The organism is Pseudomonas sp. QL9 (genome assembly GCF_041409665.1).
GTDB classification, from domain to species: domain Bacteria; phylum Pseudomonadota; class Gammaproteobacteria; order Pseudomonadales; family Pseudomonadaceae; genus Pseudomonas; species Pseudomonas knackmussii.
On sequence record NZ_CP166971.1, the window covers coordinates 4,220,956 to 4,238,265 of the forward strand.

A 17,310-nucleotide genomic window follows, 5' to 3' on the forward strand; every position below is an offset into this window, starting at 1 on the left:
GCCCCGCGCGGAGCCTTACCCCCGGCATGAGATGGGTCGGTGCACTCCAGAACTTTCTTGCCGGTTAAGACATGGGCCGAACTTGTGGGTGCACGTACCCGCCCGGCTCGTGTCTTCTTTTTCCCATTGAGACATAAAGATGACTTCTGAAACTTCCTCCTCCCGTTCCAACACCCGTAACGATGTGTATCTATCACAGATTCAGACGAGCGATGCGATTACCCCAGCGGCTGAGATGACTCGGCCTCAGGTCGGATCGGTTTATGACGACAAGGGTTCGATTACCGGCGACATTGCGCATGAAGGTCATACAGATGACACAATGCCGCTCATCCGCGGGGCTGGTGTGCCTGCCGGAGCGCTGGTTATCGTCTATGACAATGGCGCGGAAATCGGCCGTGTCTACGCTGAAGAGAGCGGAGAGTGGGCGTTCGCGGTGCAATCGCCGTTGGCCCAGGGGCGTCACGCTATTACCATCGAGTATGAGGAAAATGGTCAGCTGTCCGGTCGTTCGGAGGAGCATGTTTTCTACCTCGATGACCAAGCGCCGAATAAGCCGATCATTACGGCTGTGATAGACGATGAGGGTGTGCTGACCGGTAACGTTACACACAATGGGCGAACAGACGACTCGCGTCCGCAAATTGAAGGCACGGCGGAAGCCGGCGCGACTGTGCGCGTGTATGACGGCGCCAAGCTATTGGGTGAGACTGTCGCCAACGCGTCCGGCAACTGGAGTTTTACTCCATCTACCGACCTAGCTGACGGCAAGCATTATCTGCTTGTTGAAGCCCTTGATGAGGTGGGCAACAGCAGCGGCAAGACCACGCCGTACATCATCACGGTAGACACCGCAGCGCCGAACGTACCTGCCATCACCGCGGTACTGGATAACGTGGGCGAGATTACCGGCAATCTCGCCAACAACGGCACCACCGATGATGCGCGTCCGGAACTAAAGGGTACGGCTGAAGCCGGCAGCACCGTTAGTATTTACGACGGTGGCACGCTGCTGGGCCAGACCACGGCTGACGCCTCGGGTAGCTGGAGCTTCACCCCGGCGTCTGACCTGGACAACGGTGCGCATAGCTTCACCGCCGATGCACGCGATGAGGCGGGCAACACCAGCGGCAAGAGCGCTGCGTGGACCGTCACCATCAACACGACCGCTCCGACCGTGAGCATCACCCACGGTTACGACGATGTGGGTGGCACGCAGGGTACGTTCGTCAGCGGCACCACAGTGGATGACGCCACCCCGACGCTGCACGGCAAGGCCACGGCCGGCGGTACAGTGAAGATTTACGAAGGCACCACGCTGAAGGGCAGTGTCACCGCCGATGCCTCGGGCAACTGGAGCTTCACGCTGCCGGCGCTGAGCAATGGCCATCATGGCTTCACTGCGACGGTGACTACGGCGGCTGCTGGCGAGAGCGCCAAGACCACGGTGTTCAACGTCACCGTGGATACCGTCGCTCCGACCACGCCGTCCATCACGTACACCACTGAGAATGCGGGGCCGGTAACGGGCAAGTTTGCTCCCGGCGCCACTATCGATGATGACACTCCGTACTTCCAGGGCCGCGCGGAAGCCGGCGCTACGGTGAACGTCTATGACCACATGCAGACGCTGCTGGGTTCGGTTGTGACTGACGCCGATGGCATCTGGCGTCTCACGCTGCCTTCGTTAAGCGATGGCCTGCATAATGTGTCCGTCCGCGCGGTAGATGCGGCGGGCAATGTCAGCAGCTGGAGCAACAACGTGCAGTTCACGGTGAACACCTCGGTGCCAACCGTGAGCATCACCCACGGTTACGACGATGTGGGTGGCGCGCAGGGTACGTTCGTCAGCGGCACCACAGTGGATGACGCAACCCCGACGCTGCACGGCAAGGCTACCGCTGGTGGCACGGTGAAGATCTATGAAGGCACCACACTGAAAGGCAGTGTCACGGCCGACGCCTCGGGCAACTGGAGCTACACGCTGCCGACGCTGAGCAATGGCCTGCATAGTTTCACTGCGACGGTAACCACCCCGGCTGCGGGTGAGAGCGCGAAGACGGCGGTGTTCAACGTCAACGTCCAGGTCGACATCACCGCCCCGAACGTCCCGGTCATCACCTCTGTGCTGGACGACGTGGGCGCGGTGACCGGCAATGTCGCCAACAACGGCACCACCGATGATGCGCGTCCGGAACTAAAGGGTACGGCTGAAGCCGGCAGCACCGTTAGTATTTACGACGGTGGCACGCTGCTGGGCCAGACCACGGCTGACGCCTCGGGTAGCTGGAGCTTCACCCCGGCGTCTGACCTGGACAACGGTGCGCATAGCTTCACCGCCGATGCACGCGATGAGGCGGGCAACACCAGCGGCAAGAGCGCTGCGTGGACCGTCACCATCAACACGACGGCTCCGACCGTGAGCATCACCCACGGTTACGACGATGTGGGTGGCGCGCAGGGTACGTTCGTCAGCGGCACCACAGTGGATGACGCAACCCCGACGCTGCACGGCAAGGCTACCGCTGGTGGCACGGTGAAGATCTATGAAGGCACCACACTGAAAGGCAGTGTCACGGCCGACGCCTCGGGCAACTGGAGCTACACGCTGCCGACGCTGAGCAATGGCCTGCATAGTTTCACTGCGACGGTAACCACCCCGGCTGCGGGTGAGAGCGCGAAGACGGCGGTGTTCAACGTCAACGTCCAGGTCGACATCACCGCCCCGAACGTCCCGGTCATCACCTCTGTGCTGGACGACGTGGGCGCGATTACCGGCAATGTCGCCAACAACGGCACCACCGATGATGCGCGTCCGCAGCTGAAGGGTACGGCTGAAGCCGGCAGCACCGTCCGTATTTACGACGGCGCCACGCTGCTGGGCCAGACTACGGCTGATGGCTCGGGCAACTGGAGCTTCACCCCGTCGTCCGATCTGGGCAATGGTGCGCATAGCTTCACCGCCGATGCACGCGATGAGGCGGGCAACACCAGCGGCAAGAGCGCTGCGTGGACCGTCACCATCAACACGACCGCTCCGACCGTGAGCATCACCCACGGTTACGACGATGTGGGTGGCACGCAGGGTACGTTCGTCAGCGGCACCACAGTGGATGACGCCACCCCGACGCTGCACGGCAAGGCCACGGCCGGCGGTACAGTGAAGATTTACGAAGGCACCACGCTGAAGGGCAGTGTCACCGCCGATGCCTCGGGCAACTGGAGCTTCACGCTGCCGGCGCTGAGCAATGGCCATCATGGCTTCACTGCGACGGTGACTACGGCGGCTGCTGGCGAGAGCGCCAAGACCACGGTGTTCAACGTCACCGTGGATACCGTCGCTCCGACCACGCCGTCCATCACGTACACCACTGAGAATGCGGGGCCGGTAACGGGCAAGTTTGCTCCCGGCGCCACTATCGATGATGACACTCCGTACTTCCAGGGCCGCGCGGAAGCCGGCGCTACGGTGAACGTCTATGACCACATGCAGACGCTGCTGGGTTCGGTTGTGACTGACGCCGATGGCATCTGGCGTCTCACGCTGCCTTCGTTAAGCGATGGCCTGCATAATGTGTCCGTCCGCGCGGTAGATGCGGCGGGCAATGTCAGCAGCTGGAGCAACAACGTGCAGTTCACGGTGAACACCTCGGTGCCAACCGTGAGCATCACCCACGGTTACGACGATGTGGGTGGCGCGCAGGGTACGTTCGTCAGCGGCACCACAGTGGATGACGCAACCCCGACGCTGCACGGCAAGGCTACCGCTGGTGGCACGGTGAAGATCTATGAAGGCACCACACTGAAAGGCAGTGTCACGGCCGACGCCTCGGGCAACTGGAGCTACACGCTGCCGACGCTGAGCAATGGCCTGCATAGTTTCACTGCGACGGTAACCACCCCGGCTGCGGGTGAGAGCGCGAAGACGGCGGTGTTCAACGTCAACGTCCAGGTCGACATCACCGCCCCGAACGTCCCGGTCATCACCTCTGTGCTGGACGACGTGGGCGCGATTACCGGCAATGTCGCCAACAACGGCACCACCGATGATGCGCGTCCGCAGCTGAAGGGTACGGCTGAAGCCGGCAGCACCGTCCGTATTTACGACGGCGCCACGCTGCTGGGCCAGACTACGGCTGATGGCTCGGGCAACTGGAGCTTCACCCCGTCGTCCGATCTGGGCAATGGTGCGCATAGCTTCACCGCCGATGCACGCGATGAGGCGGGCAACACCAGCGGCAAGAGCGCTGCGTGGACCGTCACCATCAACACGACGGCTCCGACCGTGAGCATCACCCACGGTTACGACGATGTGGGTGGCGCGCAGGGTACGTTCGTCAGCGGCACCACAGTGGATGACGCAACCCCGACGCTGCACGGCAAGGCTACCGCTGGTGGCACGGTGAAGATCTATGAAGGCACCACACTGAAAGGCAGTGTCATGGCCGACGCCTCGGGCAACTGGAGCTACACGCTGCCGGCGCTGAGCAATGGCCTGCATAGTTTCACTGCGACGGTGACCACCCCGGCTGCGGGTGAGAGCGCGAAGACGGCGGTGTTCAACGTCAACGTCCAAGTGGACACTACAGCCCCGAACGCTCCGACCATCATCTCGGTGCTGGACAACGTGGGTGCGGTGACCGGCAACGTGGCCAACAACGGCACCACCGATGATGCGCGTCCGGAACTAAAGGGTACGGCTGAAGCTGGCAGCACCGTCCGTATTTACGACGGCGCCTCGCTGCTGGGCCAGACTACGGCTGATGGCTCGGGCAACTGGAGCTTCACGCCATCGTCCGACCTGGGCAACGGTGCGCACAGCTTTACCGCTGAAGCCCGTGACGCTGCGGGCAACACCAGCGGCAAGAGCGCTGCGTGGACCGTCACCATCAACACGACCGCTCCGACTGTGAGCATCACCCACGGTTACGACGATGTGGGTGGCGCGCAGGGTACGTTCGTCAGCGGCACCACAGTGGATGACGCAACCCCGACGCTGCACGGCAAGGCTACCGCTGGTGGCACGGTGAAGATCTATGAAGGCACCACACTGAAAGGCAGTGTCATGGCCGACGCCTCGGGCAACTGGAGCTACACGCTGCCGGCGCTGAGCAATGGCCTGCATAGTTTCACTGCGACGGTGACCACCCCGGCTGCGGGTGAGAGCGCGAAGACGGCGGTGTTCAACGTCAACGTCCAGGTCGACATCACCGCCCCGAACGTCCCGGTCATCACCTCTGTGCTGGACGACGTGGGCGCGATTACCGGCAATGTCGCCAACAACGGCACCACCGATGATGCGCGTCCGCAGCTGAAGGGTACGGCTGAAGCCGGCAGCACCGTCCGTATTTACGACGGCGCCACGCTGCTGGGCCAGACTACGGCTGATGGCTCGGGCAACTGGAGCTTCACCCCGTCGTCCGATCTGGGCAATGGTGCGCATAGCTTCACCGCCGATGCACGCGATGAGGCGGGCAACACCAGCGGCAAGAGCGCTGCGTGGACCGTCACCATCAACACGACCGCTCCGACCGTGAGCATCACCCACGGTTACGACGATGTATTGGCGACTACAGCCATCGGCAACTTCCTCAGCGGCGATACGGTGGATGACGCCACCCCAACGCTGCACGGTAAGGCCACGGCCGGCGGTACGGTGAAGATCTATGAAGGCACCACACTGAAAGGCAGTGTCACGGCCGACGCCTCGGGCAACTGGAGCTACACGCTGCCGGCGCTGAGCAATGGCCTGCATAGTTTCACTGCGACGGTGACCACCCCGGCTGCGGGTGAGAGCGCGAAGACGGCGGTGTTCAACGTCAACGTCCAAGTGGACACTACAGCCCCGAACGCTCCGACCATCATCTCGGTGCTGGACAACGTGGGTGCGGTGACCGGCAACGTGGCCAACAACGGCACCACCGATGATGCGCGTCCGGAACTAAAGGGTACGGCTGAAGCTGGCAGCACCGTCCGTATTTACGACGGCGCCTCGCTGCTGGGCCAGACTACGGCTGATGGCTCGGGCAACTGGAGCTTCACGCCATCGTCCGACCTGGGCAACGGTGCGCACAGCTTTACCGCTGAAGCCCGTGACGCTGCGGGCAACACCAGCGGCAAGAGCGCTGCGTGGACCGTCACCATCAACACGACCGCTCCGACTGTGAGCATCACCCATGGTTACGACGATGTGGGTGGCGCGCAGGGTACGTTCGTCAGCGGCACCACAGTGGATGACGCCACCCCGACGCTGCACGGCAAGGCTACCGCTGGTGGCACGGTGAAGATCTATGAAGGCACCACACTGAAAGGCAGTGTCATGGCCGACGCCTCGGGCAACTGGAGCTACACGCTGCCGGCGCTGAGCAATGGCCTGCATAGTTTCACTGCGACGGTGACCACCCCGGCTGCGGGTGAGAGCGCGAAGACGGCGGCGTTCAATATAAACATCGCGGCATTTTCGAAAATGATAGTGGACTTTGAAGAGATCGGCTCATATGACGCCCACTATTTGTCCACCGGGGAATCCTACTCGCTGGGCGGGTTGACGTTCACCTCAGTCGCAGACAATGGCGGTTGGGGGGGGCGTCCATATGCATATCCGTCCGGGGTGCTTGGTCGCGACGTTTGGACTGCAGAAGATGTGCCCGCGAACAGCGATGCCTTGCACATCGCTGGCAAGATGAAGATCTCATTGCCGGCCGGTAAGGTCGCCAACTCGGTCAAGTTCAATGCGGGCGACGTGAATAACGGTTTCACCCTGCTTCTGCTTGATCAGGCAGGAAACGTTGTTCATAAAGAGGTTTATGGCGCCTTTCCGGGAACAAAGGGGGTGGTCGACATCGATCTTTCTTCGACTGGGAAAACGTTCAGTAGCTTCCAGATACACACGGAGTACAACTATGGTCAAAACGGTAGTGATGTCATCTGGGTCGATAACATTGAACTCAATGTGTCGGCTGTGACTTCGACTTCGTTGTTGTTCAGTGCTCCAAGCTTGGATTGCAATGACACGTTCAATGTGCTGGATGCTTCTGACATCACGGGCATGCTCACCGGCGGTGAAGGAACCGATACCCTCAAGCTTGTTGGTTCAGGCGCGATGCTGGACTTGACCGCTCTTGGCGATAAGCTCAGTTCAATCGAAGTTATCGACCTCACCGGTACGGGCAACAACGCGTTGAAGTTGTCGGTAAGCGATGTGCTGGAACAGGGGGGCAAGGACTTGTTCCGCGTCAGTGGTGAAGTCCAGATGATGGTCAATGGCAATGCCGGCGATACTGTCAATTTGGACGACTTGCTCGGCAACGGCATGGATGTCGGTGATTGGGCCAAGGGCAGCAGCGTGACAGTGGACGGTGTGACCTACGTCAGCTATCAGCACTCAGGTTTGGATGCTGAGCTGTTGGTGCAGAGCGGCGTGACCGTCAACCTCGTCTAACCCCATCTCACAAAAACCGAAGAGGAAAGCGGGCTGGAGTTCCAGCCCGCTTCGAGGCTTATCATGAAAAATAAACTGATCGGCGCTTTGTGCGCAGTGCTTGTCCTGCCATCGGCCGCGATGGCGGCACGTATCCAACAGACGGATTTGTTCGGCGAGCCTTATCGCGCGGCTCTCCAGGTCGGCAGCGACCAAGCTCAGGTCGTCTACTACCGCCTGGGCGTGCCGGGAGAGAAGTTCGGAGCGGCGAACATCTATATCGACGAAGAGTTTCATACTGGGTTGTTGCCCGGAGGTTACACAGTGTTCTGCCTGGCGCCAGGTAGTCACGGGATGAGCGCCGTCCTGCGGGACGCTCCAGCGTACGCGGGCAAACATGACCAGCCGAAGCTGCAGTTCGAGGCGGGTAAAACCCAGTTCTTGCGGGTCGGCGAGAATGGTGAGAACCAACCGCTTGCCGTTCCACGCGAGCAAGCAGAGCAGGAGCTTGCCAACAATCTCCGTCAGGTTCATGTGCTTTCGCGCGCATCCGCCGTGCAGAGCTGCAAGTATGTCCATCAGCCTCAGGAGCGCTCCTACTCGCTGTCCAGTGACGTGCTCTTTGGTTTCGGCAAGGCTAGCTACGAAGACATTCGTGAAGATGGGCGCCGGGATGTCGGGAGCCTAGTACGTCGTCTGCACAAGGAAAATGTGCGTATCGACAAGATCGAGGTAGTCGGCCACACGGACCGTATCGGCAGAGGTGCCGCTAATGAGGCCTTAGGGTTGCGTCGTGCGCAGACCGTGCGTCAATTGCTGATCGATAACGGTTTGGCGCCGGAGAGTATTTCCGCCCGTTCGGCAGGTAGCCGCATGCCGGTCACGCAGGGTTGCCGAGGCGATCGGAAAGCGCTGATCGCATGCTATGCGCCGGATCGCCGTGTGGTCATTCATCTGAAAGGCTTGAGCGAGCAGTGATTGGTACCCGGAGTGACGGCAGCTATGCCGTCACTCCAGGCGGGGCGCAGGAACCGAACTAGCGCCCAAGGATAGTCGGTATGCGCAACTGGTCTGGGGCGACGGATCGATTGGTCGTTTTTAAAATTGGCAGGCGCTGAGGTCAGCCAAAATGCATGTGTACTTCAGACAGTTTTTAAGACGGCTTGGCTGCGCAACTAGGGGGGCGGGATGGCGGCTTGCGATGGGGGGCGTTATTTTTGATCGGACGTAAAGAATCAGGCAAAGATACAACCTCCTCCTATACTTGTGCTTTCCAAGGGGCTGAGACTGCGTAGGTATTACTAGCTCAGCTTTTTAGTGGCAGCAGTTACATGTCGCCGGATCTCTACTCCGGTGGGATTTGCGATGTGTTTGATTTGCTTGGCTAGGTAGACTCATTTTAGACATGGAGGAGCAGCGTTGAAGTGGTCAGTCGTGTCGCCATTGCGAATCGCTGTGTTGGATGATCACTCGCTCATCCAACTGGCGCTGAAGCTACGTTTGTCCCGCGAAGCGGATTTCAAGGTCGTTGGAGTCTACTCCAACAGTCGCGACCTGCTTACTGCGCTAGAAAACATCGAAGTCGACCTGCTCATACTTGATTACGTCCTAGGGGATAGCGAGCTGGATGGTCTGAGTCTTGTGCGCATGATTCGGCGGCGATTCCCCGATCTCTACATTCTGATTGCATCCTCGGCGGAGAAGCCGTCGGTGGTAAACCTGACTCTGAACGCGGGCGCCAATGGCTTTTTTGGTAAGTCCGAGCATGTTGAGTTGCTGCTGGAAGCGGTGCGCAAGGTTGCTGCAGGCGAGCCTTATGTTTCGCCCATGTTGGCCTACGAATTGGACCGTGGTCCGAGCGTTAACCGCGAAATAATCGATAGCGCAGAGGCTCAGGGGGTAGAGATTCTGCTAAAGGACCCCTTGCTTTCGCCGAAGGAGCAGGAAGTCTTGCGTTGTTGCCTTGAGGGAATGTCGGTGTCACAGATCGCCCGGAAGTTTTCCAGAAGTATGAAGACAATCAGCGGGCAGAAACAGTCCGCATTCCGAAAGCTCGGTGTCCGTACCGATGCCGAATTGTTCAAGCTTAAGCAGAACCTGAAGGATTTTTGATGAGGTTCGCCCCTGGGTTTGTCAAGATGTTGTGTTGCTCTCGTCAATGCTGTGTTGCTCTTTTGTTCCATTTTTTTTTATTTCTGTTGTCCGGCGCTCAGCCTGTACTGGCTTCCCCCGAGTTGGAAAATACCAGTACTTTGAAGCTGATTGGCCGTTCCGAGCTCGAAGATTTGCCCCTGGAATTATCCGCCGATGACTGGAAATGGGTACGAAGCAAGCGAGTGATTGTGCTGGGGACGGCTACGCCGAGCTTCGTTCCGCTTGAGATCATCTCCAATGGTATGTACTACGAGGGCGTAACCGCTGATGTAATTGATGTTGTTGGGAAGTTGCTTCACGTCGATATACGGGTAGTTCAGTTTCCTAATCGGGCCGCTGCGCTTAACGCCTTAGCGCAGGGCCTAGTTGACATCGTAGGGAGCGCCAACAACTACGAACCGATCTCATATCGAGTGCAACTCACGCAGAGCTATGTCAGCGACCAGCCAGTGCTCTACGTCCGTAAGTCGGAGGGGCGCTCGATATCGCCCCGTTTAAATGGCATGCGTGTCGCCGTCGCCGATGACTATCTTCCGCTCGAGCAGTTGAAGGCTGCGTATCCCGCAGCCGAGTTCTTAGCGTATAGTTCTCGCGAACAGGCCGTAGCAGCGCTGGCTTTCGGTAAAGCTGATCTCTATCTCGGCGACGCGTTATCTAGTAATTACTTTGTCAACCTCAACTACTTCAATGACGTGCGTGTGCTGTCGCGGTTGGACATCTCAACTGGGGGGTTTGCCTTCGCCGTGCGTAAGGACGCTGGCCGTTTGGGCTCAGTGCTCAACAGTGCACTGAAGGTCGTACGCAGCGAATACTCAGCTGGAATTCTGAAGCGTTGGTCCGGGGGAGGCGGTTCTATCGGTTTTTCCATGATAGACCTTTCGCCAGCGGAGCAACGTTGGATCACGAAGAATCCCATTGTTCGCTTTGTGGTTACGAGCGATACCGCACCACTTTCATACTTCGATACTTCGGGGCAGTTCAGCGGAGTTGGTGCCGATGTACTCAAGGCTATTTCTTTGCGCACCGGGTTAGAGTTTGAGCCAGTGGTGGCGGATGATTTGGTCGATCATCTCGATTACGTACAAAACGGCAAAGTGAACCTCAGTACACTGGTTCCCACTATTGGGCGTGAGGAATTCTTGCGCTTCACCCGGCCGATTCTGTCTACCTCTTACGCCATCATTACCCGAAACGAGCTCGGCCAGCCTGCCAGTTTGGAAGAACTGAAGCACAAACGCATCGCGTTGCCCCGCGGCCATGCTTTGCGGGAGTTGCTGCAGCCGTCCGCGGACTACAGCTATGTCGACGCCGCGACCCTGATCGATGCAATGGAGATGGTCAGGAGTGGACGGGCCGATGCTACCGCGACATTTCTTCCTGTGGCGCAGTACTACACCATGACCTTCCACAGCAGTGAGCTGAAGATTTCCAACATCATTGAGAATATTGTGGCCCCGCTGGCATTTGCTGTTCGCAAGGAGGATACCGAGCTCGCCACGATTCTCGACAAGGCTCTGTTGCGAATTCCGCCCGACGAGATTGATGTGTTTCAGAATCGTTGGCGACCCAGGGCTGAAGTTTCGCAGGGGTCGTGGGTGGACTATCGAGGTCTGATTTTCAAGATTGGCGGGGTAGCCTTTATCTTCATCTTGTTATCCCTCGCCTGGAATTTCTACATTCGCTCGCAGTTCAAGCGTCGGCAGCAAGCCGAGGCCGCCTTGAGTGAACAGGTGGACTTCATGAGTTCACTGATCAATGGTATTCCGCATCCGATATACGTCAGGGACCATGAGGGGCGCATGGTTACCTGCAATGCTAGTTATCTAAAGGTGTTCGGCAAAACGTTCGACGAGGTCATTGGCAAGACGTCGCTGGAAGGCACCAAGGTCAACCGCCAAGAGGCCCTCCAATTCTACGATGACTATATGCGGGTCATGCAGACTGGCGAACCTCTGGAGGTCGATCGAATTCTGCACCTGACTGGAGGCGAGCATAGTATCTATCACTGGATCTACCCTTACTACGGCTTTCAGGGACGGGTCAAAGGTGTGATATGCGGCTGGATCGATATCAGTGATCGTCGCCAGTTGACGGAGGACCTGCGGGCCGCTCTCGAAGCGGCGGATGAGTCGAGTCGCGCCAAGACCACCTTCCTCGCAACCATGAGTCATGAAATCCGCACGCCGATGAGTGCGGTAATCGGCATGCTTGAGCTGGCAATGAAGCACGCCGACCAGGGGCGATTCGATAGGCCGGCGATCGAGGTCGCCTACGACTCAGCCAGGGGCTTGCTGGAGCTGATCGGCGATATTCTCGATGTGGTACGTATAGAGTCTGGTCATATCAGCCTCAGTCCGAAGCGAGCGAACATCCGGGAGCTGGTTGAGTCAGTCGCGCGCGTGTTCGATGGCCTGGCCCGGCAGAAGGCTCTCATCCTAACCTTGCAAATAGATGCCAATGTCAATCGCGACGTTCTCGTCGATCCCATGCGTTTCAAGCAGGTGCTGTCCAATCTGGTTGGCAACGCCATTAAGTTTACCGACACTGGTGAGATAAAAGTGGTCATCAATGGTGAACTCGTCGAAGATGATCGGCTACGCGTGCGACTAAGTGTCGAGGACACCGGCATCGGTATTTCTGCTGAGGAGCTGACCAAGCTATTCCAGCCCTTTGTTCAGGCCAACCATGGGCGCACCTTCCGGGGCGGGACGGGGCTGGGCCTGGCGATTTGCAAGTCGCTTTGCGAGCTCATGGGGGGGGAGTTGAAGGTACGTAGTGATGTGGGCAAAGGCACCTGTGTGACATTGGATATCCCTTTCAATGTCCTAGCCGTTGTACCCGGAGTAATCCAGTCCGAGGGGGATGAAGGGGAGAAGAATTATCCTGCGCTCAATGTCTTGGTAGTCGACGATCAGCAGGCGAATCGAGTGCTGCTGACGCAGCAGTTGTCCTTCTTCGGTCAGTCGGTTAAAAGTGCAGAAAATGGCGAGCGTGGACTGGAGTTGTGGCGGTCGAATGCTATCGACCTCATTATTACCGATTGCAATATGCCGGTGATGAGTGGTTACGAGATGGCACGTGTCATTCGCGAAGAGGAGGAACAGCGTTCGTTATCTCGATGTGTCATCATCGGCTTCACAGCGAACGCCCAGCCGGAAGAGAAAACTAAGTGCCTCGAGGCTGGGATGGATGATTGTTTATTCAAACCTGTGAGTCTGAGGGGGTTGTCCAGTGTGTTGTCATCGCTCGTTGTTCAGCGGCCGGTGAGCGAGCGGGCTGTGGTCGAGTCAGTCGGGGGCGATAATGAAATAATTGCCGCGATACTGCGCGACTTGACTGGGGGGGACCCGGTGATGATGCAGACGCTGATCACCGAGGCGTGTGGTAGTTATACTCGCGATCTCGCTGAGCTGAAATCTCAGCTGCTCAGCTTCGTGCCAGAGTCTCTGGGTGATTTGATGCATCGTATAAAGGGAGGGGGGCGCATATTGCAGGCAGAGAGAATCATCGAGGCTTGCGAGCGAGTTGAGAATCTTTGCCAGAAGATGCCCATTGATCGAGATGCAATCATGGCGCATGCCGCTATAGTCCAGTCCGAGCTGGAGCGGCTAATTGTACAAGTGAGCGCTGTCAGATGTATCTGAATGAGGGCGCTGAAGCTAATGTGCCGCAGCGCTTCAATGATATCTGAAGTGGCCTAATGATTCTGGACACCCCGATCGGGCATTAAGCTTCGCCCACAGCATAGGTGTTCATGAGCAGAAGATCATTCAGTCCGGATTTCAAACTGGAAGCCGCCCGCCTTGTGGTGGATCAAGGCTATACGGTGCCGGCCGCCTGCAAGGCGATGGGAGTGGGGCCCACGGCAATGCGTCGTTGGGTGGCGCAGTTGCAACTGGAGCGTGGCGGTCAAACACCGGCGCATAGCAAGGCGCTGACAGAGGAGCAGCAGCGCATTCAGGAGCTGGAGGCGCAAGTCCGTCGTTTGGAGCGGGAGAAAGAGATTCTAAAAAACCGCCTCCCTGGCACTCCGTGGTGCATGGGGTTAGAAACACGCCTACTACACTGCCCCCCCCCTGGACAGTGGTCGTCGGCTTTTTGGAGGCTCCGTCCCCGTCCCAAAAGCCTGACCCAGGGGAAGCGGCGGACCCGTTAGTGGTGGCGCGTTTCGTGACCCCGTTTAGGAGTGTGATTTGATCCGAGTCCCCGTCCAGCACTTCCGGTGAATGGAGGGAACTCATGAAAACGTCCAAAGCGCAGCGTCATGACCGGCAGGCCGGCATCGATATCGGCTCACGCTTCCATGTGGTGGCGGTGCCTGCGACATCACAGAAGAGGTGGTGCAAACCTTTAACGCGTTAACTGCCGACCTGGAACGCATGGCCGCTTGGCTGGTTGATCTCGGGATCACTACCGTCGCATTGGAGTCGACTGGGGTGTACCGGATCCCGGTCTACGAGATTCCGGAGTCCCCTGGTCGGTAGGTTGTGTTGGCCAATGTCAGGGGGGGGCGCCGTGCCCGGGCGTTAAAGCGCCATCGTTGCCAATGAGCTGGAGCGTCGGTTAAATGTGAGCAGCCCTAACCAGGTGTGGTGCGGCGATGTGATGCACATCTGGGCCGGTGGCCGTTGGATCTATCTGGCTGCGGTGATGGGCCTGTATGCGCGCCGGATCGTCGGCTGGGCCATGTCCACCGGCCCGACTCACAACTGACCGGACGGGCTCTGCGGGTGGCCTACGAAGCTAGGGGCGTGCCTCAGCAACTGATGTTTCACTCCGACCAGGGCTGTCATTACACCAGCCTCGAATTCCGCCAATCGATCTGGAGCTACCGCATCCGGCAAAGCATGAGCGGTCGATGAAACTGTTGGGACAATGTGCCGATGGAGCGCTTCTTCAGAAGCCTCAAGTCGGAGTGGGTGCCAGCCTCTGGCTATGTCGATCAGGCCCAGGCGAAAGCTGACGTGCTGCGTTACGTGACCGACTACTACAACCATCAACGGCCACATAGCCACAACGATTATCAAACACCAGCGCGGCGCGAAGAGCAGGCTGGATAGACCTAAACCGGTGTCCAGTTGTACTTGACCACTACAATCCCGGTCCCTTTGCGACGAGAGTAGAATCGATAGGGTGTTTTCTCTTTTTATCGTACTCAGGTTCTCTCTTCTTCCGTTTTGCCTCGGTATTTTCGCTGAGCTTCGGCCTGGCGCTCCGAGAACAACCGCCATTCCCGTTGAATGATGTCATACGGCACATAGACACTGAGACTTCGGCTGCTTTGCAAGGAAGGTGGTAGTGGCGAATGCGGGAGAAAGATGCCGATCGTCATGCCTATTACCGCACCATCGGCAGCGTACACCGGCCCCCCCGACATACCTATCACCACGGGGGCATCGTTGAGCCCATAGGCGGTGTTGTCGCCGCTTCGGTCAAGATTGACCCGCAACGCCTTGTTTGTACCAGCCCCTTTGACCGTGATCAGCAGAGGGCTCAGTCCGACTGTCTTCAGCTCTTCGTCCGGAATTGGGGCGCGCCAGTCTGGTACTGGCCCTTCAGCGTCATGCCGAATAAATACTAGGTCGCAGCCTGTGCTGCAGCGATAGACGACGTTCTTCAGCAGAGGGATGTGTGCGGCGCTGACCGCGTACTGCTGGTTCCATTGCACTGCGCTGCCCTGAAACAGGTAGAAGGCCGGAGCACCGGAGCTGACCTTGAAGTAGCCAGGGAGCAGTTCGTTTGATGAGACCGGTCGCAGGGTTCCGTTGCAGCCGACGAGTAGGGAGCACATGATTCCCATTGTGATTGCTCTGAAAAGTCGCATGGCTCGTCCCTCATGATTATTTACGGTAGAAGAATAGGACGTATCTCATGGTAATTTCTGTCAACTAGTTCCGGGTTGGTGAAACTATTGATGGCTAATTACAAGGTGTTCCGGGAGGGGGGAGGTGCCCGATTTGATAGAGGAAAGTCCACCAAAGAGTGGTGGCCCGTAAGACCGGGGGCGGTCGTGCGTCGCATGTTTTTTGCGCAGTTGCGGACCGGGGGCATGCAGCTCATTGGGGCATGACGGCACCGCCGATTTTAGGTGAGTGCCGGGAGGGATGAGTCTGGCGCTTTGAAGTGGCCTAATGATTCGGGACACCCCGATAGGGCGTTAAGCTTCGCCCACAGCTGAGGTGTTCATGAGCAGAAGATCATTCAGTCCAGATTTCAAACTGGAAGCCGCCCGCTTGGTGGTGGATCAAGGCTATACGGTGCCGGCCGCCTGCAAGGCGATGGGGGTGGGGCCCACGGCGATGCGTCGCTGGGTGGCGCAGTTGCAACTGGAGCGTGGCGGCCAGACGCCTGCGCATAGCAAGGCGCTGACAGAGGATCAGCGGCGCATTCAGGAGTTGGAGGCGCAAGTCCGCCGCTTGGAGCGGGAGAAAGAGATTCTAAAAAAGGCTACCGCTCTCTTGATGTCGGACGCCCTCGACTAGTCAGGCTGGTCGAGGCATTGGGCGAGCAGTATTCGCGTACGGAACTGTGCCGGTTATTCCAGGTAAATCGCAGCAGTGTTTATGCGGCCCGAAAGCGGCAGGCACGCGTCTGCAGTCGACGAGAAGCGTTACGCCAGCGCGTGGTGGAACTGCATGCCCAGAGCCGCAGCGCGGCCGGTGCCCGAACGCTATCGGCCGCCTTGCGCAACGAGGGCTTTCCTGCAGGCCGTTACCTTGCCGCCCGGTTGATGAAAGAGGCCGGGCTCGTCAGTACACAACGCCGTAAACATCGCTACCGGGTTGCCAAGGAGCACAGTGCCATCGCGGCCAATGAGCTGGCGCGCCGGTTCAATGTGAGCCGCCCCAACCAGGTGTGGTGCGGGGATGTGACGTACATCTGGGCCGGTGGCCGCTGGATCTACCTGGCCGCCGTGATGGATCTGTATGCACGTCGGATCGTCGGCTGGGCCATGTCCAACCGGCCCGACTCACAACTCACCGGGCGCGCTCTGCGGGTGGCCTACGAAGCCAGGGGCATGCCACAGCAACTGATGTTTCACTCCGACCAGGGCTGTCATTACACCAGCCTCGAATTTCGCCAAATGCTCTGGCGCTACGGCATTCGGCAAAGCATGAGCGGTCGAGGAAACTGCTGGGATAACGCGCCGATGGAGCGATTCTTCAGAAGCCTCAAGTCGGAATGGATACCGCCCTCCGGCTACGTCGATCAGCCCCAGGCGGAAGCCGACGTGCTGCGTTACGTCACCGACTACTACAACCACCAACGGCCACACAGTCACAACGATTACCAGACACCGGCACGGCGTGAAGAGCTGGCTGGATAGACCTAAACCAGTGTCCAGTTTTACTTGACCACTTCACTTCTATCCTTGCTGAGTTCGGATAGAGCGGTCTTTGCGACTCGCAGTTCGTCCGAGCCCTATCTCATCTGCCCGTAAAGGGGGGGGCAGTCAGAACGTCGGAGCGGTTGAGCTCGGGGGGGGGGGCGCCTTTGTCGGTGATGCTGCCGGCCGCGCTCCCGGACGTCCCGCCATTGCCGATGTGCGGCTGACCGTTGTTTTCAATGGTTGTGTCGCCGTTCTGGCTATCGAGCAGGCCGGTACCAGCTTCTTTTGCTCAACGTGACTGCTTTGCCTCTGGTCTCGCAAGTGTCCTCCTGAGCGTCTCTTTGGGACTATTCCCATACCGCTATCCTGTGCGGAGCAGTAAGTTCCATTCATCCTCAGGGCTTCC

The 17,310-nt window shown here is 58.7% G+C and carries 7 protein-coding genes and 2 pseudogenes; 8 read left to right on the forward strand and 1 reads right to left on the reverse strand.

Translation table 11 applies throughout. From position 1 onward, the window contains the following. Nucleotides 1–139: 139 nt before the first annotated feature. The 7 genes and pseudogenes from ACA097_RS19750 to ACA097_RS19780 all read left to right on the forward strand — a co-directional run bounded on the left by ACA097_RS19750 (nt 140) and on the right by ACA097_RS19780 (nt 14,634). Complete coding sequence (locus tag ACA097_RS19750) at nt 140–7,441, forward strand: Ig-like domain-containing protein (RefSeq protein WP_371365429.1); 7,302 nt, start codon at nt 140–142, stop codon at nt 7,439–7,441. 63 nt (nt 7,442–7,504) lie between these two features. Beyond that, a complete protein-coding gene (locus tag ACA097_RS19755) occupies nt 7,505–8,398 on the forward strand; it encodes an OmpA family protein (RefSeq protein ID WP_371365431.1) in 894 nt (297 codons plus the stop codon). 441 nt (nt 8,399–8,839) lie between these two features. Further along, entirely contained in the window at nt 8,840–9,532 is a 693-nt protein-coding gene (locus ACA097_RS19760; protein ID WP_371365433.1) for a response regulator, read from the forward strand. Then, on the forward strand, nt 9,532–13,218 hold the full coding sequence (locus ACA097_RS19765) for an ATP-binding protein (RefSeq protein WP_371365435.1): 3,687 nt from the start codon (nt 9,532–9,534) through the stop codon (nt 13,216–13,218). Before ACA097_RS19760 ends, ACA097_RS19765 begins: the two co-directional genes overlap by 1 nt. A gap of 110 nt (nt 13,219–13,328) precedes the next feature. After that, a pseudogene (locus ACA097_RS19770) lies at nt 13,329–13,586 on the forward strand (transposase); the annotation flags it as partial. A gap of 593 nt (nt 13,587–14,179) precedes the next feature. After that, nucleotides 14,180–14,436 (forward strand): annotated as a pseudogene (locus ACA097_RS19775) (DDE-type integrase/transposase/recombinase). 15 nt (nt 14,437–14,451) lie between these two features. Further along, nucleotides 14,452–14,634, forward strand: coding sequence for an integrase core domain-containing protein (locus ACA097_RS19780; protein ID WP_371365437.1), 183 nt, complete (start codon nt 14,452–14,454; stop codon nt 14,632–14,634). 95 nt (nt 14,635–14,729) lie between these two features. Here ACA097_RS19780 and ACA097_RS19785 read toward each other — a convergent pair whose 3' ends face one another. Continuing rightward, entirely contained in the window at nt 14,730–15,398 is a 669-nt protein-coding gene (locus ACA097_RS19785) for a serine protease (protein ID WP_371365439.1), read from the reverse strand. 361 nt (nt 15,399–15,759) lie between these two features. Between ACA097_RS19785 and ACA097_RS19790 the strand changes: the two genes are divergently transcribed. Continuing rightward, a protein-coding gene (locus ACA097_RS19790; protein ID WP_371365441.1) for an IS3 family transposase occupies nt 15,760–16,901 on the forward strand; the annotation gives its coding sequence in 2 pieces (ribosomal slippage) (nt 15,760–16,012 and nt 16,012–16,901; 1,143 coding nt in all). Nucleotides 16,902–17,310: the final 409 nt, after the last annotated feature.

Excerpts from the sequence above, each read along its gene's own strand:
- ACA097_RS19755 (WP_371365431.1), top strand. The coding sequence starts at position 7,505 with ATGAAAAATAAACTGATCGGCGCTTTGTGCGCAGTGCTTGTCCTGCCA.
- ACA097_RS19765 (WP_371365435.1), top strand. The coding sequence starts at position 9,532 with ATGAGGTTCGCCCCTGGGTTTGTCAAGATGTTGTGTTGCTCTCGTCAA.
- ACA097_RS19750 (WP_371365429.1), top strand. The coding sequence starts at position 140 with ATGACTTCTGAAACTTCCTCCTCCCGTTCCAACACCCGTAACGATGTG.
- ACA097_RS19785 (WP_371365439.1), bottom strand. The coding sequence starts at position 15,398 with ATGCGACTTTTCAGAGCAATCACAATGGGAATCATGTGCTCCCTACTC.